24 protein-coding genes are annotated in these 22,883 nt (G+C 68.1%); 9 read left to right on the top strand and 15 right to left on the bottom strand.

The genetic code is table 11. The features are described from left to right. Positions 1–145 precede the first annotated feature (145 nt). Positions 146–2,005, bottom strand: a complete 1,860-nt coding sequence (glmS, locus tag Ssi02_RS05155; RefSeq protein WP_204021578.1) for a glutamine--fructose-6-phosphate transaminase (isomerizing) — start codon at positions 2,003–2,005, stop codon at positions 146–148. Positions 2,006–2,244: 239 nt separating this feature from the next. Between glmS and coaA the strand changes: the two genes are divergently transcribed. From coaA to Ssi02_RS05125, 6 genes are all read left to right on the top strand, one after another. Beyond that, positions 2,245–3,186 (top strand): type I pantothenate kinase, encoded by a 942-nt coding sequence (gene coaA / locus Ssi02_RS05150; RefSeq protein WP_204021576.1) that lies wholly within the window; start codon positions 2,245–2,247, stop codon positions 3,184–3,186. A gap of 68 nt (positions 3,187–3,254) precedes the next feature. Beyond that, complete coding sequence (locus tag Ssi02_RS05145) at positions 3,255–4,274, top strand: DUF389 domain-containing protein (RefSeq protein WP_204021574.1); 1,020 nt, start codon at positions 3,255–3,257, stop codon at positions 4,272–4,274. 87 nt (positions 4,275–4,361) lie between these two features. Beyond that, positions 4,362–5,267, top strand: coding sequence for an ABC transporter ATP-binding protein (locus tag Ssi02_RS05140; protein ID WP_204021572.1), 906 nt, complete (start codon positions 4,362–4,364; stop codon positions 5,265–5,267). Beyond that, positions 5,260–6,180 (top strand): ABC transporter permease, encoded by a 921-nt coding sequence (locus Ssi02_RS05135; protein WP_204021570.1) that lies wholly within the window; start codon positions 5,260–5,262, stop codon positions 6,178–6,180. Before Ssi02_RS05140 ends, Ssi02_RS05135 begins: the two co-directional genes overlap by 8 nt. A gap of 44 nt (positions 6,181–6,224) precedes the next feature. Then, positions 6,225–7,151, top strand: coding sequence for an ABC transporter ATP-binding protein (locus Ssi02_RS05130; RefSeq protein ID WP_204021999.1), 927 nt, complete (start codon positions 6,225–6,227; stop codon positions 7,149–7,151). Further along, positions 7,148–7,864 (top strand): ABC transporter permease, encoded by a 717-nt coding sequence (locus Ssi02_RS05125; protein WP_204021568.1) that lies wholly within the window; start codon positions 7,148–7,150, stop codon positions 7,862–7,864. The genes Ssi02_RS05130 and Ssi02_RS05125 overlap by 4 nt, the downstream gene beginning before the upstream one ends. A 119-nt stretch (positions 7,865–7,983) precedes the next feature. Here Ssi02_RS05125 and glmM read toward each other — a convergent pair whose 3' ends face one another. The 3 genes from glmM to rplM are packed head-to-tail and all read right to left on the bottom strand — an operon-like array spanning position 7,984 to position 10,336. Continuing rightward, entirely contained in the window at positions 7,984–9,345 is a 1,362-nt protein-coding gene (gene glmM / locus Ssi02_RS05120) for a phosphoglucosamine mutase (RefSeq protein ID WP_204021566.1), read from the bottom strand. Continuing rightward, a complete protein-coding gene (rpsI, locus tag Ssi02_RS05115; RefSeq protein ID WP_204021564.1) occupies positions 9,342–9,863 on the bottom strand; it encodes a 30S ribosomal protein S9 in 522 nt (173 codons plus the stop codon). Before rpsI ends, glmM begins: the two co-directional genes overlap by 4 nt. A gap of 29 nt (positions 9,864–9,892) precedes the next feature. Further along, on the bottom strand, positions 9,893–10,336 hold the full coding sequence (gene rplM / locus Ssi02_RS05110; RefSeq protein ID WP_204021562.1) for a 50S ribosomal protein L13: 444 nt from the start codon (positions 10,334–10,336) through the stop codon (positions 9,893–9,895). Positions 10,337–10,782: 446 nt separating this feature from the next. On the opposite strand from rplM, the gene Ssi02_RS05105 reads away from it, so the two are divergent. Together Ssi02_RS05105 and Ssi02_RS05100 are read left to right on the top strand one after the other, a co-directional pair. After that, positions 10,783–11,502 carry a CAP domain-containing protein gene (locus Ssi02_RS05105; RefSeq protein ID WP_204021560.1) on the top strand — a complete coding sequence of 240 codons (720 nt, stop codon included), beginning with the start codon at positions 10,783–10,785 and terminating at the stop codon, positions 11,500–11,502. 36 nt (positions 11,503–11,538) lie between these two features. After that, a complete protein-coding gene (locus tag Ssi02_RS05100) occupies positions 11,539–12,480 on the top strand; it encodes a hypothetical protein (RefSeq protein WP_204021558.1) in 942 nt (313 codons plus the stop codon). Between the two features lie 1,060 nt (positions 12,481–13,540). On the opposite strand, the gene Ssi02_RS05095 is transcribed toward Ssi02_RS05100, so the two are convergent. After that, positions 13,541–13,816, bottom strand: coding sequence for a hypothetical protein (locus tag Ssi02_RS05095; protein ID WP_204021556.1), 276 nt, complete (start codon positions 13,814–13,816; stop codon positions 13,541–13,543). Positions 13,817–13,970: 154 nt separating this feature from the next. On the opposite strand from Ssi02_RS05095, the gene Ssi02_RS05090 reads away from it, so the two are divergent. After that, complete coding sequence (locus Ssi02_RS05090; protein ID WP_204021554.1) at positions 13,971–15,422, top strand: hypothetical protein; 1,452 nt, start codon at positions 13,971–13,973, stop codon at positions 15,420–15,422. A 46-nt stretch (positions 15,423–15,468) separates the two neighbouring features. On the opposite strand, the gene truA is transcribed toward Ssi02_RS05090, so the two are convergent. The 10 genes from truA to map form a co-directional block, all read right to left on the bottom strand. Then, positions 15,469–16,335 carry a tRNA pseudouridine(38-40) synthase TruA gene (truA, locus tag Ssi02_RS05085; RefSeq protein WP_204021552.1) on the bottom strand — a complete coding sequence of 289 codons (867 nt, stop codon included), beginning with the start codon at positions 16,333–16,335 and terminating at the stop codon, positions 15,469–15,471. 106 nt (positions 16,336–16,441) lie between these two features. Continuing rightward, positions 16,442–16,948: a 50S ribosomal protein L17 gene (rplQ, locus tag Ssi02_RS05080; protein ID WP_204021550.1), complete on the bottom strand. Its 507-nt coding sequence runs from the start codon at positions 16,946–16,948 to the stop codon at positions 16,442–16,444. A 132-nt stretch (positions 16,949–17,080) separates the two neighbouring features. Further along, positions 17,081–18,097 carry a DNA-directed RNA polymerase subunit alpha gene (locus Ssi02_RS05075; protein WP_204021549.1) on the bottom strand — a complete coding sequence of 339 codons (1,017 nt, stop codon included), beginning with the start codon at positions 18,095–18,097 and terminating at the stop codon, positions 17,081–17,083. A gap of 145 nt (positions 18,098–18,242) precedes the next feature. After that, the gene (gene rpsD, locus Ssi02_RS05070; RefSeq protein WP_204021548.1) at positions 18,243–18,869 is read right to left on the bottom strand and encodes a 30S ribosomal protein S4; all 627 of its coding nucleotides are present in this window, start codon (positions 18,867–18,869) and stop codon (positions 18,243–18,245) included. A 20-nt stretch (positions 18,870–18,889) separates the two neighbouring features. Then, positions 18,890–19,294, bottom strand: coding sequence for a 30S ribosomal protein S11 (gene rpsK, locus Ssi02_RS05065; protein WP_012887860.1), 405 nt, complete (start codon positions 19,292–19,294; stop codon positions 18,890–18,892). A gap of 40 nt (positions 19,295–19,334) precedes the next feature. Then, positions 19,335–19,715, bottom strand: a complete 381-nt coding sequence (gene rpsM, locus Ssi02_RS05060) for a 30S ribosomal protein S13 (protein ID WP_204021547.1) — start codon at positions 19,713–19,715, stop codon at positions 19,335–19,337. Between the two features lie 224 nt (positions 19,716–19,939). Beyond that, positions 19,940–20,053 carry a 50S ribosomal protein L36 gene (gene rpmJ, locus Ssi02_RS05055; protein ID WP_003956441.1) on the bottom strand — a complete coding sequence of 38 codons (114 nt, stop codon included), beginning with the start codon at positions 20,051–20,053 and terminating at the stop codon, positions 19,940–19,942. Positions 20,054–20,181: 128 nt separating this feature from the next. Then, positions 20,182–20,403 carry a translation initiation factor IF-1 gene (gene infA / locus Ssi02_RS05050; RefSeq protein ID WP_093171747.1) on the bottom strand — a complete coding sequence of 74 codons (222 nt, stop codon included), beginning with the start codon at positions 20,401–20,403 and terminating at the stop codon, positions 20,182–20,184. A gap of 867 nt (positions 20,404–21,270) precedes the next feature. Beyond that, the gene (locus tag Ssi02_RS05045; protein WP_239128607.1) at positions 21,271–21,681 is read right to left on the bottom strand and encodes a DUF1707 SHOCT-like domain-containing protein; all 411 of its coding nucleotides are present in this window, start codon (positions 21,679–21,681) and stop codon (positions 21,271–21,273) included. A 59-nt stretch (positions 21,682–21,740) separates the two neighbouring features. Further along, a complete protein-coding gene (gene map / locus Ssi02_RS05040; protein WP_204021545.1) occupies positions 21,741–22,589 on the bottom strand; it encodes a type I methionyl aminopeptidase in 849 nt (282 codons plus the stop codon). Positions 22,590–22,883: the final 294 nt, after the last annotated feature.

The following is a 22,883-nucleotide window of genomic DNA, read 5'->3' as shown; positions in this document are numbered from 1 at the left end:
GCCACCACGGCTCGCTGATTATCTTGAACTTGGCCGCGATCGGCCACCTTCTCGCAGAACCCCAAATAAACCTTCCCACCCCCTCAGCCACCCCGTCTGACCTGCCCTAACACGACACTTACGCTATTCGATCAAAAATCAGGCTTCATTCCACGGTGACGGATTTAGCAAGATTTCTAGGCTGATCCACATCATGCCCCTTAGCCGTGGCCAGCTCACATGCGAACACCTGAAGCGGAACCGTCGTCACCAACGGCTGAAGCAGCGTGGGCACGGCCGGCACGGCGATCAGGGAGTCGGCGTACGGCACGACCGAGATGTCCCCCTGCTCGGCGATGACGATCGTCTTCGCCCCCCTGGCGCGGATCTCCTGGATATTGGAGACGATCTTCCCGTGCAGCAGCGGCTGCTCGGCGGCGGACGGCACGATCACCACGACCGGCAGCCCCGGCTCGATCAGCGCGATCGGCCCGTGCTTGAGCTCCCCCGCCGCGAACCCCTCCGCGTGCATATAGGCGAGCTCCTTGAGCTTGAGCGCCCCCTCCAAGGCGACGGGATAGCCCACGTGCCGCCCGAGGAACAACACGCACCGCTCCCCGACCAGCGACCTGGCGAGCTCACGCACGGGCTCGACGGTGTCGAGCACCTCCGAGATATGCGCGGGCACCGTCTCCAGCAGCCCGATCGTGCGGGCGATCTCCCGGTCTGGCATCGTCCCGCGCACCTGCGCCAGATAGAGAGCCACCAGATAGCACGCCACGAGCTGGGTGAGGAACGCCTTGGTGGAGGCGACCGCGATCTCGGGGCCGGCGTGGGTGTAGAGCACGGCGTCGGCCTCACGGGGAATGGTCGCGCCGTTGACGTTGCAGATGGCGAGCACCTTCGAGTGCTGCTCCCTGGCGTGGCGCAGCGCCATGAGGGTGTCCATGGTCTCGCCCGACTGGGAGATCACGATGACGAGCGTGTCGCGGGTCAGGATCGGGTCGCGGTAGCGGAACTCGCTGGCCAGCTCGACCTCACAGGGCATGCCGGACCACCGTTCGATGGCGTGTTTCGCGATGAGCCCGGCGTGGAACGAGGTGCCGCACGCCACCACGACGATCTTGCGTACGTCGCGTAGCTCCTCGGCGGGCAGCCGCAACTCGTCCAGGGCGAGCATGCCGTCGGCGGTGACACGGCCGAGCAGGGTGTCGGCCACCGCCCGCGGCTGTTCGGCGATCTCCTTCAACATGAAGTAGTCGTAGCCGCCTTTTTCCGCCGCCGAGGCGTCCCAGTCCACGTGGTAGGTGTTGGTGGGCACAGGATCGCCGTGGAAGTCGCTCACCTCCACCGAGGAGGCGCGCAGGTGCACGACCTGGTCCTGGCCGAGCTCGACCGCCTCCCGGGTGAAGGCGATGAAGGCCGACACGTCGGAGGCGAGGAAGTTCTCCCCGTCGCCGCGCCCCACCACGAGCGGTGAGTTGCGCCGGGCGCCCACCACCGCGCCGGGCTCGTCCACCGCCACGGCGAGCAGCGTGAACGCCCCCTCCAGGCCGCGGCAGACCCGCCGCATGGCCTCGGCCAGCCCGCCCGCTCCCGCGCCGCCCAGCGCGGCCAGCTTGTCCTCCAGGAGGTGCGCCACGACCTCCGTGTCGGTCTCCGAGATCAGCTTGTGGCCCCGGTCCTCAAGATCGCAGCGAAGCGCGCTGTAGTTCTCGATGATGCCGTTGTGGATGACGGCGATCCGGTTGTGGCAGTCGGTGTGCGGGTGGGCGTTGCGGTCGGTCGGGGGGCCGTGGGTGGCCCACCGGGTGTGCCCGATGCCCGTGGTCGAGGACGGCAGCGGGCGTTCGGTCAGGGCGTCGCGCAGGTTGCGCAGCTTGCCGGCCCGTTTCTCGATCTCGATCTCATCTCCGACGAGAGCCACGCCCGCCGAGTCGTATCCCCGGTATTCCAGTCGCGCCAGCCCCTCGACCACGACGTCGAGCGCCTGCCGCGCGCCTACATATCCCACGATTCCGCACACGGCGCCCCCCATCCGGAACACGGCTGGTTGGATCTCGGGCCGAGGAGGCCGAGATCCGACCGCCGACCCTACGTACATCGGCCGGGAAGAACCAAGAATCATGCCCGAATTCGGGCACAATCCATGCGAAACCGTTTACTCCCCATAGCGCGCGCCACGCCGGCCCGATGGGAGCGCCCCAGCAGGATCCGGCAAACAGCCGCTCAGTAGGCTTTCAACCCATGGGAGCGAGCGCGAGCATGAGCATTCCCACGGGGTGGGAAGCCGCGACGCCATACGTCGAGCTGAGCCGTGGGCAGTGGAGCGATCTGCGGAAGAACACTCCACTCACCCTCACCGCCGATGAACTGGAGGCGCTACGCGGAGTCGACGACCCGATCGACCTGGCCGAGGTGACCGACATCTACCTGCCGCTGACCCGGCTGCTCAACCTCCACTTCACCGGATCGCGTGAGCGGAGCGCGGCCCTCGGCGCGTTTCTCGGCGACACCGACACGCGCAAGCCGTACATCCTCGGCATAGCCGGCAGCGTCGCGGTCGGGAAGTCGACCACGGCCCGGCTGCTGCGCACGCTGCTGGCGCGGTGGCCCGAGCATCCCCGGGTGGCGCTGATCACGACCGATAGTTTCCTCTATCCCAACCGGGTTTTGGAGGAGCGCGGCATCATGCACCGCAAGGGGTTCCCCGAGAGCTTTGATCGGCGGGCCCTCGTGCGGTTCGTGTCGGCGGTGAAGGCCGGCGCCACCGAGGTCACGGCACCGGTATACAGCCATCTGGAATATGACATCGTCCCCGGAGCCCGGCAGACCATCAGCAAGCCCGACATCCTCATCGTCGAGGGGCTCAACGTCCTGCAGCCGGCCCCGCCCACGTCTCTCGCGGTGAACGACTTCTTTGACTTCTCCATCTATGTCGACGCCAAAATGGAGAACATCCGCACTTGGTACGTCGACCGTTTTCACAAACTCCGCCGCACGGCGTTCGAGGATCCCAAGTCCTACTTCCGCTACCTCGCCGAACTCTCCGACGAGGAGGCCACTGAATTCGCGGTCAACGTCTGGCGCGACATCAACGAGGCCAACCTCGTGGAGAACATCGCCCCCACCCGGGGCCGCGCCGGGCTCGTGCTGTTCAAGGGCTCGGATCACTCGATCCGGCGAGTACGGCTCCGCCGTACATAAGCCGATTTAGCGGGACACCCCCGCAAGGTCGGACGATGTGTTGAAACAGGGTCAGTTATCGTGCACGAGTGCTGCACCTGCGATTGATCAGCCCCCAGGACCGTACGGACAGAGTCCTGGGGAAACTCGGCGACACGGCAGGCGTGACCAACGTCGTCATGCTGCGCGCCGCCGCGCATACGCCTCCGGGTGACGTCATCATGTGTGACGTCGCCCGCGAGGCCGCCAACGAGGTCCTCGACGAGTTGCGCCTGCTCGGCCTGGAGGACGATGGGTCGATCGCGGTTGAGCGCGTCGATCTGTCGTTGTCGGCCGTGGCCGAGCGCGCCCAGGACGAGGCGCCGGGCGAGGGCGACGACGCCGTCGTGTGGGAGGACCTCGCCGGCAAGGTCGCCAACGACTGCAAGATGACCTGGGCCTATCTCGTCTTCCTCGTCATCGCGACCCAGCTGGCCGGCATCGGGGTGCTGCTCAACTCACCGATCCTCATCGTGGGCGCGATGGTGCTCGGACCGGAGTTCGGGGCGATCGCGGCGATCTGCTTCGGCCTGCTCTTCCGGCGGGGCACGCTGGTCATGCGGGCCTCGGTGAGCCTGGTCATGGGATTCGCCGTGGCGATCGCGATCACCCTGGCCTGTGCGCTCGTCTCACGGTGGCTCGGGTGGATCGAGCCGGGCATGCTCACCGACAACGCCGAGGTGCAGTTCATCGTCAAGCCCGACCGGTGGTCGTTCATCGTCGCGCTGCTCGCGGGCATCGCCGGGGTACTCTCGATCACGGCGGGCAAGTCGTCGGCGCTGGTGGGCGTGTTCATCTCGGTCACCACGGTGCCCGCGGCGGGCTACGCCGCGGTGACGATGGCGCTCGGCAAGTGGGACGAGGTCGCGGGCTCGGCGGCGCAACTCGGGGTCAACATCACCGGCATGATCATCGCAGGCACCGTGACACTCTTCGTGCAGCGGCTGTTCTGGACCCGCTATCGCCTTCCTCTTCCCGGCCTCCCCGCGCCGGCGCCCGCAAAAGCCGCGGAATCGAGCGCCGCATCAGGGGGGAGCCCCGAAACACCCCCTAATGCACCCCGAGGGTGACATGCCAGAAAACAGGCGGCGATTCGGGGAAAACCTCACCCGAATGCCTGACGCGGCGACACACGGACGCTAGGTAGTGTCCACCCCATGACGATTCTCACCACCGAGGGGTTGACCAAACGCTTCCCCAGGGTCACAGCGCTCGACCGGCTGTCTGTGACCGTCGGGCCCGGCGTGACCGGTCTGGTGGGTGCGAACGGCGCCGGCAAATCAACGTTGATCAAGATCCTGCTCGGCCTGGTCGAGCCCACGGAGGGAAGCGGCCGTGTGCTCGGCCTCGACTTCCGTACCCAGGGTGACGAGATCCGCCGCGTCGCGGGCTACATGCCCGAACACGAATGCCTACCCCCCGACATCTCCGCCACGGAGTTCGTGGTGCACATGGGCCAGATGTCCGGCCTGCCGCGCACAGCCGCCCGCGAACGCGCCGCCGACGTGCTGCGCCACGTGGGACTCTACGAGGAGCGCTACCGCGCCATCGGCGGCTATTCCACGGGAATGCGGCAGCGCGTGAAACTCGCCCAAGCCCTTATCCATGACCCCAAGCTGGTCTTCCTCGACGAACCGACCAACGGTCTCGACCCCAAGGGCCGTGACGAGATGCTGGCGCTCATTCGCCGCATCGGGAGCGAGTTCGGCATCAGCGTGCTGGTCACGTCTCACCTGCTGGGCGAGCTCGAACGGATCTGCGACCACGTGATCGTGATCGACGGCGGCACGTTGCTGCGCTCCTCGGCGATCGGCGAGTTCACCCAGGCCACCCAGTCGATCACGGTCGAGGTGGAGGAGGGTCAGGAGGCCCTCGCCGCCCACCTCAGCGGGCTCGGCGAGACGGTCACCGCCCACGGCAGGCTGCTGGCGGTCCACGTGCGCGGCGACCAGACCTTCGACGCCGTGCGCGACGCGGTGTGCGACCTGGACCTCAGCCTCGTGCGGCTTGAGCAGGGCCGCCAGCGCATTGAGGACGTCTTCCGGGAGAACGCCCATGTCTGAGACCTCCCCCACCGGTGTCATCCACGACATCGGCTACCGCCACTACACCGGCCCTAGGCACGGCCGCGGCTACGCGGTGCGAGCACTCACGGTGCACAGCCTGCGCGGCGTCTTCGGGCTGGGCCGTACGGCACGAGCCAAGATAATCCCCTACTCGCTCGTGGCCATCATGATGCTGCCGGCCGTCGTGCAGGTCGCCGCCATGGCCCTGATCAGCCAGCGCCCCCTCACCTACAGCGGATTCGTGCCCGCCATGCAGGTGGTGCTGGCGATCTTCCTGGCCTCGCAGTCGCCCTTCCTCGTCGCTCCCGACCTACGGTTCCGGGTGCTTCCGCTCTATCTGTCCCGACCGGTAACGCCCCGGGACTACGTGGGGGCCAAGCTGCTGGCGATGACCAGCGCACTCTTCCTGCTCATCGCGATTCCCCTCACCGTGATGTACATCGGCGAACTCGTGATCGACATGCGGCCCGGCGAAAGCCCCTTCGGGGAGGCGCTCGGTCCCGCCGTGCCCTCGCCCGACACCGTGGGTTACCTCGGATCGATGGCGTTCGGCCTGGTCTACGCGCTGCTCCTGGCCGCCGTGGGCGTGGCGGTCGCGTCGTTCACTCCGCGCCGCGGCCTCGGTGTGGCCTCGGTGATCGCGCTCTACCTGCTGGCCTCGGGTGTGTCCGTGGTGTTGAACGCGGTCTTCCAGTCGACCAGCGACGACGTACTGGCCTCATGGGCGCTGCTCGTCAACCCGTTCTTCCTGGTGAACGCCGTACAGAACTGGATCTTCGGCGGTGTCACGGGGACCGGGCTCGACTATCCGGACATGGCCGGGCCGTTGGGGGCTCTCGCCGTACTCGCCCTGATCGCACTGTCCACCGCCGCCATGCTGGCCCGCTATCGGAAGGCGGCCTCGGCGTGAACCAGACCGCTGCTCTCCCCTCCCCGGTCGCACAGGGCGGCGGGATGCCGCCCGCCGTCATCGAGCTCGGCCAGGCCTCGCGCTTCTACGGCAATGTGGTCGCGGTCAACGACATCACCATGACCGTCGGTCCCGGCGTCACCGGCCTGCTCGGCCCCAACGGCGCCGGCAAGTCGACGCTGCTGCACATGATGGCCGGGTTCCTTGCCCCCTCCAACGGGAGCGTCACGCTCGACGGCCGGCCGATCTGGCGCAACCACGAGATCTACCGCTCGATCGGCCTCGTGCCGGAGCGGGAGGGCGTCTACGGGTTCCTCACCGGCTGGCAGTTCGTACTCTCCAGCGCCAAGCTCCACAAACTGCCCAACCCCGAGGACGCGGCGCTCAAGGCGCTGGCCACCGTCGAGATGGAGGCCGCCAAGGACCGCAAGGTCGAGACCTACTCCAAAGGCATGCGCCAGCGGGTCAAGGTCGCCGCGGCCCTCGTGCACAACCCCCGGGTGCTCCTGCTCGACGAGCCCTTCAACGGCATGGACCCGCGCCAGCGGCTCCACCTGATGGACCTCATCCGCACGATGGGCGCCGCCGGCCGCACGATCCTGTTCAGCTCGCACATCCTGGAAGAGGTCGAGCGGGTCGCCCAGCAGATCGAGGTGCTCGTCGCCGGGCGGCACGCCGCCTCCGGCGACTTCCGCGAGATCCGCCGCCGGATGACCGACCGCCCGCACCTGTTCAACATCAGGTCCAGCGACGACCGGCGGCTCGCCGCGGCGCTGATCGCCGACGGCTCGTCCGGCGCGGTCGCGCTCACCCCCGGCGGCCTCGAAGTGCAGGCCGTCGACTTCCGCAGGTTCACCTGGCTGCTGCCCCGCGTCGCCCGCGACATCGGCGTGCGCGTGTGGCAGGTCGCCCCCGCCGACGAGGACCTGGAAAGCGTGTTCTCCTACCTCATCACCCGGAGCGGCCAGTGAACACCGTGATCGCCGGGATCACCTATCGCGCGCTGCTCGGCAGGCGGCGCATCTGGATGCTGATCCTGCTCCCTCTCGTCCTGTTCGCGCTGGCCGGCCTGCTGCGCATCGTCGGCGCCGACGACGAACGCACGACGATCCTGCTCATGCAGCACTTCGCGATCGGCACCATGCTGCCCCTGCTCGGGCTGATCATCGGCACCGGCGTAATCGCGCCGGAGATCGACGACGGCACGATCCTGCACCTGCTGTCCAAGCCGATCTCCCGGCCGGTCATCACCCAGACGAAATTCCTGGTCGCGGTCTCGCTGCTCGTGCTGTTCGCCGCGCTGCCCACCTACGTCACCGGCTCGCTCCTCATCGGCAACGAGGGTGGCGTGGCCGCCGGGTTCGCCGTGGGCGCGCTGGCGGGGGGCATCGCCTACGCCGGGGTGTTCCTGCTACTCGGCGTCGTCACGCGGCACGCGGTGACGATCGGCGTCACCTACGCGCTGGTGTGGGAGGGCGCGGTGGGCAACTTCGTGCCGGGGGCGCGGAGGTTCTCGATCCAGCAGTGGGCCAAGTCGATCGCCGACCAGTTCTCCGATTCGCTCGCCCTCAAGGCGGACGTCACGCTCGGTTTCGCCCTGCCCGCCCTCATGCTCGTGACGGTGATCGGCGTCGTGTGGGCTGGGCTGCGTCTCGGCCGCTTCTCCCTGGCGGGCGACGAGTAGGCGCCCGGTTCCCGCGGAACATGTGAGTACGGTAAACGACGGGCGGCCCGTCCCCTTTCGAGAAGGGGGCGGGCCGCCGTCGTGTGTCCGGACACAGGAGCGCTCCAACGGAGCACACGTCAAGCGCAGGAGGACCGCACCACATCCGCGAGGCGCGCGGCCACCTGTTCTGCCTGCTCCTGCGAGGTGGCCTCCACCATGACACGCACCATGGGCTCGGTGCCGCTCGGCCGGATGAGCACCCTGCCGGTGTCGCCCAGCTCGGCCTCGGCGGCGGCCACCGCCTCGGCCAGCTCGGCCGACTCGGCCGCGCGGGCCTTGGAGACGTCACGCACGTTGACGAGCACCTGCGGCAGGCGCGTCATGACCGAGGCCAGCTCGGCCAGGCTGCGGCCCGACCTCGCGACCTCGGCGAGCAGATGCAGCGACGTCAGCAAGCCGTCGCCCGTGGTCGCGTGGTCGAGCAACACCACGTGACCCGACTGCTCACCGCCCAGGTTGTAGCCGTCGGCCTTCATCGCCTCAAGGACATAGCGATCGCCGACCGCGGTCTCGACCATGGACAGGCCGGCCTCGCGCAACGCGATCCGGAAACCCAGGTTGGACATCACGGTCGCCACGACGGTGTCCTTGGCCAGCGTGCCCTTGGCGTGCATGGCGAGAGCCAGGATCGCCAGGATCTGGTCGCCGTCGACGACGTCGCCGGTGTGGGTGACCGCCAGGCAACGGTCGGCGTCACCGTCGTAGGCGATGCCGACGTCGGCGCCGCGCGACACCACGACCTGCCGGAGCTTGTCGAGGTGGGTGGAGCCGCAGCCGTTGTTGATGTTGAGTCCGTCGGGGCGGGCGCCGATCGCCTCCACCGTGGCCCCGGCCCGCAGCAGCGCCTCGGGCGCCACCATGTGAGCCGCGCCGTGGGCACAGTCGATCACCACGTTGAGGCCGTCGAGACTGCCCGGCAGCGTGGTGATCAGGTGCGCGACATAGCGCTCGGCCTCGCCGTACGCGTCACGCACGCGGCCGACGGCCGCGCCCACCGGACGCTCCCACTTCTCGCCGAGCCGCTGCTCGATCTCGTCCTCCACCGTGTCGGGCAGTTTGAGACCGCCCCGGGCGAAGAACTTGATCCCGTTGTCGGGCGCGGGATTGTGGGAGGCCGACAGCATGACGCCGAGGTCGGCGCCGAGAGCCGCGGTGAGGTGTGCGACCGCCGGGGTGGGCAGCACCCCGAGCCGGAGCACATCCACCCCCGACGACGCGAGGCCGGCGACCACCGCCGCCTCGAGAAACTCTCCCGAGGCACGAGGGTCCCGGCCCACGACGGCCACCGGGCGGCCAGGCCGCCCGGTGGCACTGTCGAACGCGCCGGCATCGCCGAGGACATGAGCGGCCGCGACCGAAAGGTCCATGGCCAGCTCCGCCGTGAGGTCGCGCCCGGCGACCCCACGAACCCCGTCGGTGCCGAAAAGGCGGCCCGTCAACGCTTGCTGTACTGAGGAGCCTTACGGGCCTTCTTGAGGCCGTATTTCTTCCGCTCCTTGGCCCTCGCGTCGCGGGTCAGGAAGCCTGCCTTCTTCAGCGGCGGGCGGTTGGTCTCGACGTCCAGGATGGCGAGCGCGCGGGACAGGCCCATGCGCAGCGCACCGGCCTGGCCGGTCACGCCGCCGCCGTCGATGCGGGCGATCACGTCGAAGGCCTCCTCGGCACCAAGGGTGACGAAGGGCTCGTTGACGATCTGCTGGTGCACCTTGTTGGGGAAGTAGACGTCGAGCGAGCGCCCGTTGATCGTCCACTTACCGGTGCCGGGCACGATGCGCACCCGGGCGATGGCCTCCTTGCGGCGGCCCGTGCCGTAGGAGTTGCCCGTGGTGACGGGCTTGCGGACCGGGGCCTCGGCGCCGGCCGCGGACTCGGTGGTGTATTCGCTCGGGAACTCCTCGGAGGGGAATTCCTCCAGCTCGCCGTCGACGGGCGTCTCGATACCAGTGGGCTCGGCCACGGTTCTCCTCTTAACTCTCTATCTCGGCGCTACTGGGCGATCTGGGTGATCTCGAAGGGCACGGGCTGCTGTGCCTGGTGCGGGTGGTCGGCACCCGCGTAGACCTTGAGCTTCTTGGCCATTTTGCGGCCGAGGGAGTTCTTGGGGAGCATGCCCTTCACGGCCTTCTCCACGGCGCGGTCCGGCCGCTTCTCCATGAGCTCGCTGTAGGTCACCGAGCGGAGACCGCCCGGGTAGCCCGAGTGGCGGTATGCCTTCTTCTGCTCAAGCTTCTTGCCGGTGAGCGCCACCTTGTCGGCGTTGATGACAATGACGAAGTCACCGGTGTCGACGTGAGGGGCGAAGATCGGCTTGTGCTTGCCGCGGAGCAGGCTGGCGACGTGGCTGGCCAGCCGGCCGAGCACGACGTCGGTCGCGTCAATGACGTACCACTGACGCTGGACGTCGGCGGGCTTCGGTGAGTACGTACGCACGGTCGTAAGCCTTCTTTGCTCGCGTCTCGGCGCTGCCGGAATGACAGCTCTAGGTGTGGAGGATGCGGGCGAGGAGACAGCCCGAACTCTCCGTCTCCACTGAACGGGAGAAGACGCCGGACGCGCCGCGCATGGGTCACGAAGGACCGATCCGCACACAACGACTACGCAGACTACCGCCTCGCAAGGAGGCAGGTCAAAACGAGACGCCCCGCCGCGCCGTACCGCAGCCTAAAGATCATAAAGCACGCAAACGCGGAGGAAAGGCGCTCACCGGACGGTGACAAAGTACCGCCGATCACCTCTCGCGCAGAACAGTTCCATTTCAAGTATGGGGAGTCACTTCTACCCCCAGACCGAACATCTCTATCGTTAACTCCGGTATGTGGCAGACCCCTCCCCCCCGGCATTCCCAGCGGATCACCCGAAGTAGGAATCACCTGGGTTTGCTGGCCTGTTTGTGCGCGGTGCTGTTCCTCGGCATCCTGATCGGTCGTCTCACCCGAGGGGTGGAGGCCGAGGACAACCAGGTCTACCTCAACAACGCGGCGCCCGGCACGCCGTCCCCCAGCGTGCTCATGAGCGGCCGCGACCTGCGCCAGACACCTCTCGGTCGCGTCACACGCCCCACCCCGACCACCGCCTTCCAGCGCGCCACACCCACCGCGACGACGGCCAAACCCCGATCCGCCAACACGAAGGCCCCCAGCCTCGGCGACCCGGACCCCGCCCAGACCCAAGGCCCTCTGGTGCTTCACACGGATATGCCCGTCACCCCCACCGCCAGGCCCTCCCTGGAGGCGGAGGTGGTGCGGCTCACCAATATCAAGCGGCGCGAACGCGGCTGCGGCCCCCTGCGCATCGACCGGCGGCTGGTGAAGTCCGCGCGGCTGCACTCCGCGGAGATGGCCGCCTACAACATGTTCTCCCACGAGTCCCCGGACGGCGCCTCACCCTGGGACCGCATGGAGAAGGCCGGATATCGCAACGGCGGAGCCGAGAACATCGGCCGCGGCTACACCAACGCCCGCGAGGCCGTCCAAGGCTGGATGGAGAGCGCCAACCACCGCCGCAACATCCTCAATTGCCGTCTCGTTGCCATCGGCGTGGGGGTCGCCTACGGCTTCGGCGGGCTCTGGTGGACCCAGGACTTCGGGTATTCGTGACCTGCGTTCCCGATTTTCGCTACTACGCTCGCCCCCATGGGTTTTCCCGGTGAACCGCCGCGCCGCCAGCCGTACGTCAACCCCGAAGCCGGTCAGTGGTTTGACGCGCCACCGCAGAACCGGCCGGACGGCCCAGGCGACAAGCGGCCAGATCCCATGGCGGCCGAGCCTCCACGGATAGGCCGCCCCCTCGACTCAAGCAGCGCGGGCCCGCCCCCGCCCCGCCCCGGCATGTGGAGCCCCTACGACGAGGGGCCTCGCTCACGCCGCCCCCTCTTCCTGGCCGTGGGCGGCATCGTCCTCCTCGTCGCCGGAGGCGTCGGCCTGGCGATGTTGTCCAACTCCACCCCGGCACCCGTCGCCGCCCCGAGCCCCACACCGGTTCCCTCGCTACCGGAGAGCTCCAAGCGCCCCGAGGGTGAATACGGCTACGCCGCCTCACGGGCGACCGACCCGGCGCCGCTCACGATCAAAGAGCTGTTCCGCACCACCAAGGTCACCCGGGCGAACCGCAGCTACACGATGACCGTCCGCCGCCTCGACAAGAAGTGCAAGAACGGCGTGACCGGCCCCAAGATCACCAAAGCCATCGCGGACGGCAAGTGCACTCAGATCATCCGCGCCAGCTTCCGTGACCGCACCGGGAAGATCATCGGCACCATCGGCGTCGCCAACCTCCGCAACAGCGCCGCCGTGGCCAAGGTCGCCACTGCCGGAGGCGGCGGCGAACGCAAGGACTACGTCAAACCGCTGCCGGGCAAGGACAAGGTCACCAAGTCCCTGGGCAGCGGCGAAGCCTATGCCGGGGTCTGGCGGCACGGGCATTACGCGGTGATGCTCTGGTTCCAGTACAAGGACGGGCACCTGCCCAGCAAGAAGGAGCGCACAAGCCTCAACCAGGCGGCGGTCGACATCGCCGAACTCACGGTGTTCCGCGCCCTCGACTCCCGCACCCTGACCGGCAAGGCTCCGAGGTGACCCGCCGGCGCCCGGGAGGTACGGCATGAGCCTTCTTTTCCCCGGCATCACACCAGCACCACGACTCACTCAAGTGGCATCACGGGGGACAAATCACGTCCAGATCGACCCGGTAAAGCCGCATACCGGCATGATGATCTAGGAGTCTCGCTACGCTTCGCCGTATGCGTGGCCAGGATTCTGGGTCTGAGCAGGAACGCGACACCGAGGGCTCAACGGCTCCGGCGACACCGCCGCCGAGCTTCGGGCAACGGCCGCCCCCCTCATCAGGCCAGGCAGGACAGACCGAACACCCCCCACCGCCTCCCCCCGCAGAGGGCGAGACGGCCGCTCCCCCTGCGGTTCCACCCGGCTCCCAGCCCGAATCCGCCGCCCCACCCCCCTCGCCGCCCGGTCCCCGGCCTGAGCCCGGCATCCCATTACCCCCACCGCCCGGTCCCCGGCCTGAGCCCGGCGCCCCACCCCCGCCGCCCGGCCCGCCTCCGAGTGCGGGCCGTCATTCCGGGCCGCGGTCCACCGACCCCCAAGGTCCTTCGGCCCCCATGGCCTCCCGCGGCAAACGCGCCGCCCCCGAAAACCGCGGCGGCGGCGAGGCCGGCACGACCGACGGAGGGAACACCCTCCCGGTGCACATCCCCGGGGGGCCTTCCGCCGCGCCCCAGGGCCAGATCGGCCAAGCGCCGAACACCGGGGCCCCCTCCAGCCCTGGCGGTCCCGGCACGGCGAACCCCCCCAGCCCCGCGACGCCACCCGCAGGCTCCGCCGTACCTCCGCTGCCCCAAAGGCACACGCCCGCCGACGGACGTCAGGCACCCGCTTCGCGACTTCCCGGCCCGGCTAACGGACAGGCGCCGCCCGGCCCTCCTGCGGGGCACCAGGCCCCCCGCAGCCCCCTCCCGGGGATTCCGGCACCGCCGCCCCACCCAGCGGGCAGCCCCCAGCTGCCTCCCGCCCCTGGCGGAGTGCCGCCTAGACCTCAGGCACAACCTCCCGGCAACCGGGGCGGACAGACTCCCCCCAATCCCGCGACCGGCATGCCACCCAGCGGGCCGGCGGGAGCTCAAGCGCAGCCCCCCGGCAGCGCAGCCCCCAATGCGGCAGGAGGGCAGACTCCCCCGCCGCCCTCCTCGGGGCCCGTGTCGCCCCAGGCGCCCGCCCCTCCCCCGCTCCCGCGCAGACCCACCCCGGCCAATAGGCCGGGCGGCCCCACCGCCCAGCAGCCGCCGAACAGCGGAACCGCCACCCCCCAGCCGCCGACCACCCCACCCGCAGCCGGTCGCCAGACGCCGACCGCGGCGGGAGGTGGCACCGCACCGGCCGAGCCGCCGCGCTTCACCGAGGCCCCCACCGATCCCGGCGGCCTGAGGTTGCCACCGGCCCACACATCCGATGCGGAGAGCACCGACCCGGCAGGGAAGGGATGGCAACCGCCGCCCGGTTACACGGCCGCTGCCGCAGGGATGAGGGTGTGGCCGGTTCCAGGGGCCGATGTGCCGAATGAGCGGTCATGGCCCGCCGCCACAGGCGAATCGGTCGCCGAGCCGTCGTGGAGTGACGCTGCGGCGAAGGTCGACGGCGACGACCCGCTGTGGAAGGCCCAGCAGCGCCCGGGGGCAGGCGGCCCGCGGGACTCCCCAGTGAGCGTTCCGATCACGGGGACCGCGTTCCCCCCGGGTGTGATCCTGCCCATTCCACCGGACACCGTGCTCCCCGGTGACACTCCCCCGCAGGGCAGCCAAGGTGAGGAAGAAGCGCATCCTCAGGTCATTCAGGGTCATGTAGTCCGCGACGAACCCACGGTCGAAGCCGGCAGGCCGCCGGGCCCGTTCCCCGACGGCGACGTCTTGGGACCGGAGAGCACAACAGTCCCCACCGCCATGCCACCCGGTAACGGTCCCCCGAAACCGGCCGACGCCGCCCCTCCCCAGCCGGACTCCCCACCGGTGCCGGAACCCGCGCAAGAGGACGAGGCCACCGGCACGATGCCGCGCCGCAAACCACGGCGCCACAGCATGCCGGACAACACGCCGATCGTTCCCGAGCCGCGCCCGCGCCCCAGCCCGGAGAGCGGCCAACCACCCGCAGAAGGCGACACGTCCGGCAAACCCCTGGCTCCCCCGGACTGGAACCCGCAGGCGCAAACACCCGCCGTACGCGGCCCGTTCACACCGCCGGGCACGACCGACCCGGCGGCGCCCGAGCAGACGGCCAACCCGGTCGAGAGCGGAAAGGGCAGAGCCGCGCTGTTCGCAGTCGCCGGCGTGCTGCTCATCGTGGGTCTGGCGACGGGAGGCTACTTCGCGTTCCGCGCCCTGTCCCCGGACGGCCCGGGTACGGCACTGCACGATCAACCCGAGGACATGAGCCCGCCGGACGAGGCCCCGGTTCTGCCGGAGCCTGATGATCTGAGCACAACGCTCCTCGATGCGGAGTCGACAGATCCCCGCAAAATGACAGTCGCCGAGGTGTTCCCCAGCAAGAAACTAGAAATCGGCGAAAGCACCTTTGTCCGCATTAAAACGGACCTCACCAATAAGTGTGGCAAGGCGGCTGCCGGGCCCTTCGCCAAGGAACTGAGCAGACAACAATGCAGCCGCGTGCTCCGCGCCACCTACGTGGACAAGAAACAGAAGTACGCCGTTACCACCGGCATCGCCGTACTCCCCACCCATGAGGCGGCCACCGCGGTGAACGACCTGCGAAACTTCAAGAACAACCTGTGGTTCCGCGCTCTCCCCGGCAAGAACGGCTCGGGCGCCGACCGTGTGCACATCGCCGGCGGCTACGCCTCGGGCTACGTCTGGGGCCGCTACATCGTCTTCAGCTATGCCACGCACAGCGACGGCCGGACCCCCACCGACAACGACAAACCGCTCGGCAAGATCAGTAGCGCCTTCCGCGACACCACGGCCTCGGCCCTCGAACGCCGCATCACCAACTGACCCGCAAGGCACGTCCCCGTCCCTTTCAAGGGGCGGGGACCGCTTGCTAGGGACGGAGGTCGGGCAGCGTGCGCACCCGCCGGGTCAGCTGAGCCCGTCGCGCGAGCTCCTCGGCCGCCGGATAACGCACCTCCTCCAGGCACAGGCCGTGAGCGGGAGCGACCCCCACCCCCGAGTCGCGTACGGCTGCCGCCAGCACCTGGCCCGGCCATTCGGCGGGGCGGCGGCCGTCGCCGACCACGAGGAGGGAGCCGACGAGGGCCCTGACCATCGAATGGCAGAAGGCGTCGGCGACGACGGTGGCCACCAGGTGACCTTCGGCGTCGCGGATCCAGTCGAGACGCTGGAGCTCGCGGATGGTGGTCGCGCCGTCGCGGCGTTTGCAGAAGGCGGCGAAGTCGTGTTCGCCGAGAAGGTGGACGGCGGCCCGGTTGAGCAGGCCGAGGTCGAGGGGGCGATGGTGCCAGAGCACCTCGCGGCGGCGGAGGGGGTCGACACCGCCGGGAGCGTCACTGACCCGATAGGCGTAGCGCCTGGACAGTGCGGAGAAGCGCGCGTCAAAGCCCTCAAGAGCCACGGAAACGCGAAATATGCGGATATCGGGTGGCAGGAGACCGCCGAGGCGTCTCAGCAGCCGTGCGAGTCCCTCAGCGGCTCCGGGATCGATGCCCGCGGTCTCCAATCCGCCGAGAGGCACGTCCACGTGGGCCACTTGACCACGTGCGTGCACACCGGCGTCGGTGCGCCCGGCGACGGTGAGCGACGGACCGGGGTCGAGGCGCAGGATCTTGGCGAGCGCCGACTCGATCTCCCCTTGGACCGTGCGGCGCCCGGGCTGGCGTGCCCACCCCGAGAAGTCGGTGCCCTCATAGGCCAGGTCCAGGCGCAGCCGTACGTCGTTCACCGATGCCATCCTCCTGCGGCCCGCGCCGTCGTGGAGCGCGAGCGGGCCCTCAATACGAACGTGCCCGGCACCCCTCTCGCGAGGAGGCACCGGGCACGCCCAAGATCCTGAAAAATCAGGACTCGTCCTTCTTGCTCTCCGCACCCTCGGTGGCGGGGGCCTCGGCGGCCTCCTCCTCGGGGGCCGCGGACTCCGCGGCCTCGGGAGCCTCAGCCGGCGTCGTCTCCTCGGCCGGGGCCGTGCGGGTCACGGTCGTGCCCTTGAGCGGCTCGGTCACGAGCTCGATGACCGCCATCGACGCGGCGTCACCCTTGCGCTGACCGATCTTGGTGATCCGGGTGTAGCCACCGGGACGCTCCGCGAAACGCGGCGCGATCTCGGTGAACAGGTGGTGCACGACACCCTTGTCCTTGACCACGGTCAGCACGAGGCGACGGTTGTGGATGTCGCCCTTCTTGGCCTTGGTGATCAGGCGCTCGGCCAGCGGGCGAAGGCGCTTGGCCTTGGCCTCGGTCGTGCGGATGCGACCGTGCTGGAAGAGCTGGGTGGCGAGGTTGGCCAGGATCAGCCGCTGGTGCGCCGGGCTACCGCCGAGACGCGCGCCCTTGGTGGGCTTGGGCATGGTGATCTCCTTGTGGGATAACCCGCCCCGGCCGTATGAGGTACCGGAGTCGGGCGGGAGGACGGCGTGATCGCCGGCCTCCCTTAGACATTTGCCCTGTCCCACCCGCGAACGGGCGGGACAGGCTCACTGCTAGTACTGCTCGGTCTCGACGTAACGGCTGTCGTCGTCGTCGGCGTAGTCGCCGGCGACGGAGCTCGGGTCGAATCCGGGCGGGGAGTCCTTGAGGGAAAGCGTCATCTCGTGGAGCTTCTGCTTGACCTCTTCGATGGACTTCGCGCCGAAGTTGCGGATGTCGAGCAGGTCCTGCTCGCTGCGGGCCACGAGCTCACCCACGGTGTGGATGCCCTCGCGCTTGAGGCAGTTGTAGGACCGGACCGTGAGGTTGAGCTCCTCGATCGGCAGCGCCAGGTCGGCGGCCAGGGCCGCGTCCGTGGGCGACGGGCCGATGTCGATGCCCTCGGCCTCGACGTTGAGCTCACGGGCCAGGCCGAACAGCTCGACGAGGGTCTTACCGGCGGAGGCCACGGCGTCGCGCGGCTTCATGCACGGCTTGGTCTCGACGTCCAGGATCAGACGGTCGAAGTCGGTGCGCTGCTCGACTCGGGTCGCCTCGACCTTGTAGGTGACCTTGAGGACGGGCGAGTAGATCGAGTCGATCGGAATGCGGCCGATCTCCTGACCGGGCTGCTTGTTCTGAGCGGCGGAGACGTAGCCGCGACCGCGCTCGACGGTCAGCTCCATCTCCAGCTTGGCCTTGCCGTTCAGCGTGGCGATGCGCAGCTCGGGGTTGTGCACCTCGACACCGGCCGGGGGCGCGATGTCGGCGGCGGTGACCTCACCGGGGCCTTGCTTGCGGAGGTACATCACGACGGGCTCGTCGTGCTCGGAGGAGACGACCAGCTCCTTGAGGTTCAGGATGATGTCGGTGACGTCTTCCTTGACCCCGGGCACGGTGGAGAACTCGTGCAGAACACCCTCGATGCGGATGCTCGTGACGGCCGCCCCCGGAATGGAGGACAGCAGCGTGCGGCGCAGCGAGTTGCCGATGGTGTAGCCGAAACCCGGCTCCAGCGGCTCAATGACGAACTTCGACCGGGTCTCGTCGATCTGCTCTTCGAGCAGACCGGGACGCTGAGCGATCAGCATGTGGTCTCTCCCCCTTGCGGTGAGGTGGACAAGTGGCGCCCGCTATTTGACGCCACCTGGACTGCCGGCCCTGGCCGCACGCGAGGTGCGGCCGAAAGCCGTGTGGCACGCCCGCCCCGGAGAGGACGGACGTGCCGGTGAGCGTCTACTTGGAGTAGAGCTCGACGATGAGCTGCTCCTGGACCTGGGTGTCGATCTGCTGACGGACCGGGAGCTGGTGGACGAGCACCCGCAGAGCCTCGGGGACGACGCCCAGCCAGGCCGGGACCGTCTTGTCACCCGCGGTCGCACGGGCGACCTCATAGGGCATGAGGTTGCGAGCGCGGTCACGCACCTCGACGATGTCATGCTCACGCACGCGGTACGACGGGATGTCCACCTTACGCCCGTTCACGGTGATGTGGCCGTGACGGACCTGCTGGCGGGCGGCGTCGCGCGACTCCGCGAAACCGGCGCGGTAGACCACGTTGTCGAGACGGCTCTCCAGGATCTGGAGGAGGTTCTCGCCGGTCTTGCCGGTCTTGCGGTTGGCTTCCTCGTAGTAGTTGCGGAACTGCTTCTCGAGGATGCCGTAGATGCGGCGGGTCTTCTGCTTCTCACGAAGCTGGAGCTGGTATTCAGACTCCTTGGGACGACCGCGACCGTGCTCACCCGGCGGGTAAGGACGGATCTCGATCGGGCACTTGGCGGAATCGCACTTCTTGCCCTTGAGGAAGAGCTTGGTCTTCTCACGGCGGCAGAGCTTGCAGTCCGCTCCGGTGTAACGAGCCATTTCTCTTTATCTCCTGGGGCTCAAACGCGACGACGCTTGGGCGGGCGGCAGCCGTTGTGCGGCACGGGGGTGACGTCCTGGATCGAACCCACCTCAAGGCCGGTGGCCTGAAGCGAGCGGATCGCGGTCTCACGGCCGGAGCCGGGACCCTTGACGAAGACGTCGACCTTGCGCATGCCGTGCTCCATAGCGCGGCGGGCGGCGTTCTCAGCGGCCATCTGCGCGGCGAACGGCGTGGACTTGCGGGAGCCCTTGAAGCCGACGTGGCCGGCGGAGGCCCAGGAGATCACGTTCCCGCTCGGGTCGGTGATCGAAACGATCGTGTTGTTGAACGTGCTCTTGATGTGGGCGTGCCCGTGAGCGACGTTCTTCTTTTCCTTGCGGCGCACCTTCTTAGGTGCACCCTGGCGGCTCTTAGGAGGCATGTAGCGCTATCTCCGAAAGGTCGTCGGTCCTGCGTGCGGACTACTTCTTGCCGGGCTTCTTCTTGCCGGCGACGGTCTTCTTCTTGCCCTTGCGGGTGCGCGCGTTGGTCTGCGTGCGCTGCCCGTGGACAGGAAGGCCCTTGCGGTGCCGGATGCCCTGGTAGCAGCCGATCTCGATCTTGCGACGGATGTCGGCCTGAACCTCGCGGCGGAGGTCACCTTCGATCTTGAAGTTGGCCTCGATGTAGTCACGCATGGGCACGAGCTCGGCGTCACCGAGCTGGTGCACACGCAGATCCGGACTGATGCCGGTGGCCGCCAGGATCTCCTGAGCGCGGGTACGGCCGATGCCGTAAATGTAGGTGAGAGCGATCTCCAACCGCTTGTCGCGGGGGAGGTCGACGCCAACCAGGCGAGCCATGGTCGGGCATTCTCCTTCGTTTTGGCGGAGGTCCTACGCCTCACTTCCCCTCCCCATGCCCGGGGCGAGGGCCCCGGCCTCCGACCGGGGGTCTCCCGCGTGGTACGAAACCCAACGAGTGGGTCCCGCCTGCGCGGGTGTGACGCGTGTTGTTTTGTCGGCCTCACATGCGTCGAGTCCGCTACGAGAGCGGACTCAAGGCGAGGCCAGTTTCTTGCGTGCGATCAGCCCTGGCGCTGCTTGTGGCGCAGGTTGTCGCAGATCACCATGACGCGACCGTGCCGGCGGATCACCTTGCACTTGTCGCAGATCTTCTTGACGCTCGGCTTGACCTTCATAGTCCCTGTCGTTTCCTCAGACTGGTTAGATCTACACGGACGGAGCCCCACCCCGGCATCTGCCGCGGTGAACCCACTGTGGACCAACACAGTGCGCTGCCCTCACCCGGCTGACGCCGGACGACGGCTTACTTGTATCGGTAGACGATCCGCCCGCGACTCAAGTCATATGGGCTCAGTTCGACGACAACCCGGTCGTCAGGGAGAATTCGGATGTAGTGCATCCGCATCCTCCCGCTGATGTGGGCCAGGACCTTGTGCCCGTTGTCGAGTTGCACACGGAACATAGCGTTCGGCAGCGACTCGACCACAGTGCCCTCGATCTCGATGGCGCCGTCTTTTTTGGGCATGTCCCTCGCGTTTCACTGATCGGTCGTCTGAGGTATCGGGTCACTACGCAGCCGCGACCTTTTGCACGCTTCGAGAGAGCGGCAGCCTGCCAGGCTGCCGACGCGCGATGGTCATAGTGAACCGAAAGAGGAGTGTACGCCACCCGGGCGCTCAATGCGAAGCACACGGCAGACGCGCACACAACCACCTAGCATGTTACCTCAGCCCACCGGTGAAAACGCCATCACCGGCGCACAAGCGCTCGCGTGAGCGCACGGGCCACACCCGCCGGGCCGACCCGTCTATTGCCCTTACCGGTGCAGGCTACCTTGCCTAACCCACCCGCGCGTAGCCCCCGACTAGGCCAAATCCTCCCGAGGCTCATGCCGTACGGCACGAGCCCGGCCGGCGAACCCCGTCCCCGCAGGCGTTTCACGGGGATCGGGCGGGGAGTCGCGAACGTTATCGAACAGCGCCGAAGCCGCAATCTTGGGCCGAGCGGGCTCATGCTTGATCGGCTTGATCGGCGCCTTGCGTGATCGTCCCAAGTTTGACCAGCGCTGCGCTTGATCGGCGCCCCGAACCGGGGAACCGTGCCCGCCCAATGGCCCGGCACCGCCGATACACGGACGGGGCGGACACGGTGGCCTGATCACATTGAAGGCTCCTCGGAGCCCTAACCCGGCGATTGTCCCGATAAAGATCAACTACCCAGGCATATCCGGGGCAACTACGACCAGCAGTTAAAGAGTGCGTCTATTGCCGTCTTTCTCTCGCCGCAGGGCCACCTGCGGTTCCGGCCGCACCGGTCGGCTCCGCGCCCCTAGAGCCGGATCAAGGATCAGTGACCACCCCGAAAGGGCACGACTCCCGCCATGCCCTCAGGGTCACTTCTCGTCCTTGCGCTTTCCCGAGGAGAGCTGGTTCACGAGCAGCACCACGCCCCAGGGGCCCATGACCCACAGCGGCCACGGATAGATGCCTTCCCAAGTGGTGAGGCTCACGATCAGCCAGATCACCCAGTTGATGCCGCTGGCCATCGCCCAGACGGTCCAGGCGCCGCGCATGCCTTCGTCCGCTTTGGCGGGCTTGGCCGGTGTGGGCTCAGGACGGGCGGCGAAGGAGCGCATGTCGACGAACGGCAGATCACGGGTCAGCACCGCGAGATCGCCGTGCGTCTTCGCGTTGTAGGCCAGCTCCAGCCGCTCGTCGAACTCCTCGACGTTGAGCCTGCCCTCGGCGTAGTGCTCTCGGAGAACCGCCGCGATCCGATCACGGTCGGCGTCGGAAGCCCTCATCTCCGGGCTTGACCCCATCGGCACCAACTCCCGCGCTCAAGGGCCTATGTGCCCGACCCTCACGGCTTTTGCCCGGATGTGCCGGACTCGGCCGCTCCTTCTCGAAGCTGCGTCAGGCGCTCCTCACCACCGTCGATCGCAGTGAGCACCCAAGGTCCATTATGTGTCACGGCGACGCTGTGCTCGAAGTGCGCGGAGGGCTTTCCGTCGATCGTGACGACGGTCCACTCGTCGGCCAGCACCCGGGTCTTCTCCGTGCCGAGGTTGACCATGGGCTCGATGGCGAAGCACATGCCGGCTTCGAAACGGGGGCCCTTGCCCGGCCGCCCGTGGTTGGCGACCCACGGGTCCATGTGCATCTCGGTGCCGATGCCGTGGCCACCGTACTCCGGCGGAATGCCGTATCTCGGCTTCTGCGCCCGCACATAGCGCTCGATCTCGTAGCCGATGTCGGAGAGCCGCCGACCGACTGTCAGCGCGGCGATGCCGCGCCACATGGACTCCTCGGTGACCCGCAGCAACTCGGTGAGTTCGGGCGCCACCTCCCCCACCGGGACGGTAATGGCGGAGTCGCCGTGCCAGCCGTCCAGGATCGCGCCGCAGTCGATGGAGATGATGTCGCCTTCGCGGAGCTTGCGAACATCGCGGGGGATGCCGTGCACGACCTCGTCGTTGACCGACGCGCAGATTGTCGCGGGAAAGCCCTGATACCCCTTGAACGAGGGCACCGCGCCCTGCGAGCGGATGAACTCCTCGGCGATCGCGTCCAGATCCAGCGGGGTGACACCCGGTTTCACCGACTCGCGGAGGAGCTGAAGGGTGCGGCCCACCACCAGGCCCGCTGCCCGCATCTTCTCCAACTGCTCAGGCGTCTTGACCTGAATCCCATGTTTGTTCTTCTTGAACACTTACGGCACCCCCTGGGGTGGTTCAACGGGCAACAAGGGAGCCCAATTCCCCTGATTGTGCCCTACGAGCAGGGCCTTCAAATCCCTGAACGCAGGATGGAACCATGCAAAAGCGCCACCCGTGGGGCTGAGCCTTCATCTGTCGGCTGTGCCGATCCACCGTCCGCGAAAGCGGCGGCGAGAAACGGGAAACCATGGATCTTGTTGATCCCGTATCCCGCTCACGAACCTGACGAAGAACGCTCAGAACTACCACGGATGGCGCGGAGGCGACGACGTTGTCGCCCGTTGCGA

The organism is Sinosporangium siamense, assembly GCF_016863435.1.
In the GTDB taxonomy this organism is placed as follows: domain Bacteria; phylum Actinomycetota; class Actinomycetes; order Streptosporangiales; family Streptosporangiaceae; genus Sinosporangium; species Sinosporangium siamense.
Note: the sequence above shows the minus strand (reverse complement) of the source record. Positions and strands in the feature narration are given on the sequence as shown.

Excerpts from the sequence above, each read along its gene's own strand:
- coaA (WP_204021576.1), top strand. The coding sequence starts at position 2,245 with ATGAGCATTCCCACGGGGTGGGAAGCCGCGACGCCATACGTCGAGCTG.
- Ssi02_RS05140 (WP_204021572.1), top strand. The coding sequence starts at position 4,362 with ATGACGATTCTCACCACCGAGGGGTTGACCAAACGCTTCCCCAGGGTC.
- Ssi02_RS05135 (WP_204021570.1), top strand. The coding sequence starts at position 5,260 with ATGTCTGAGACCTCCCCCACCGGTGTCATCCACGACATCGGCTACCGC.
- Ssi02_RS05130 (WP_204021999.1), top strand. The coding sequence starts at position 6,225 with ATGCCGCCCGCCGTCATCGAGCTCGGCCAGGCCTCGCGCTTCTACGGC.
- Ssi02_RS05100 (WP_204021558.1), top strand. The coding sequence starts at position 11,539 with ATGGGTTTTCCCGGTGAACCGCCGCGCCGCCAGCCGTACGTCAACCCC.
- truA (WP_204021552.1), bottom strand. The coding sequence starts at position 16,335 with ATGGCATCGGTGAACGACGTACGGCTGCGCCTGGACCTGGCCTATGAG.
- rplQ (WP_204021550.1), bottom strand. The coding sequence starts at position 16,948 with ATGCCCAAGCCCACCAAGGGCGCGCGTCTCGGCGGTAGCCCGGCGCAC.
- Ssi02_RS05075 (WP_204021549.1), bottom strand. The coding sequence starts at position 18,097 with ATGCTGATCGCTCAGCGTCCCGGTCTGCTCGAAGAGCAGATCGACGAG.
- rpsD (WP_204021548.1), bottom strand. The coding sequence starts at position 18,869 with ATGGCTCGTTACACCGGAGCGGACTGCAAGCTCTGCCGCCGTGAGAAG.
- rpsK (WP_012887860.1), bottom strand. The coding sequence starts at position 19,294 with ATGCCTCCTAAGAGCCGCCAGGGTGCACCTAAGAAGGTGCGCCGCAAG.
- rpsM (WP_204021547.1), bottom strand. The coding sequence starts at position 19,715 with ATGGCTCGCCTGGTTGGCGTCGACCTCCCCCGCGACAAGCGGTTGGAG.
- rpmJ (WP_003956441.1), bottom strand. The coding sequence starts at position 20,053 with ATGAAGGTCAAGCCGAGCGTCAAGAAGATCTGCGACAAGTGCAAGGTG.
- infA (WP_093171747.1), bottom strand. The coding sequence starts at position 20,403 with ATGCCCAAAAAAGACGGCGCCATCGAGATCGAGGGCACTGTGGTCGAG.
- Ssi02_RS05045 (WP_239128607.1), bottom strand. The coding sequence starts at position 21,681 with ATGAGGGCTTCCGACGCCGACCGTGATCGGATCGCGGCGGTTCTCCGA.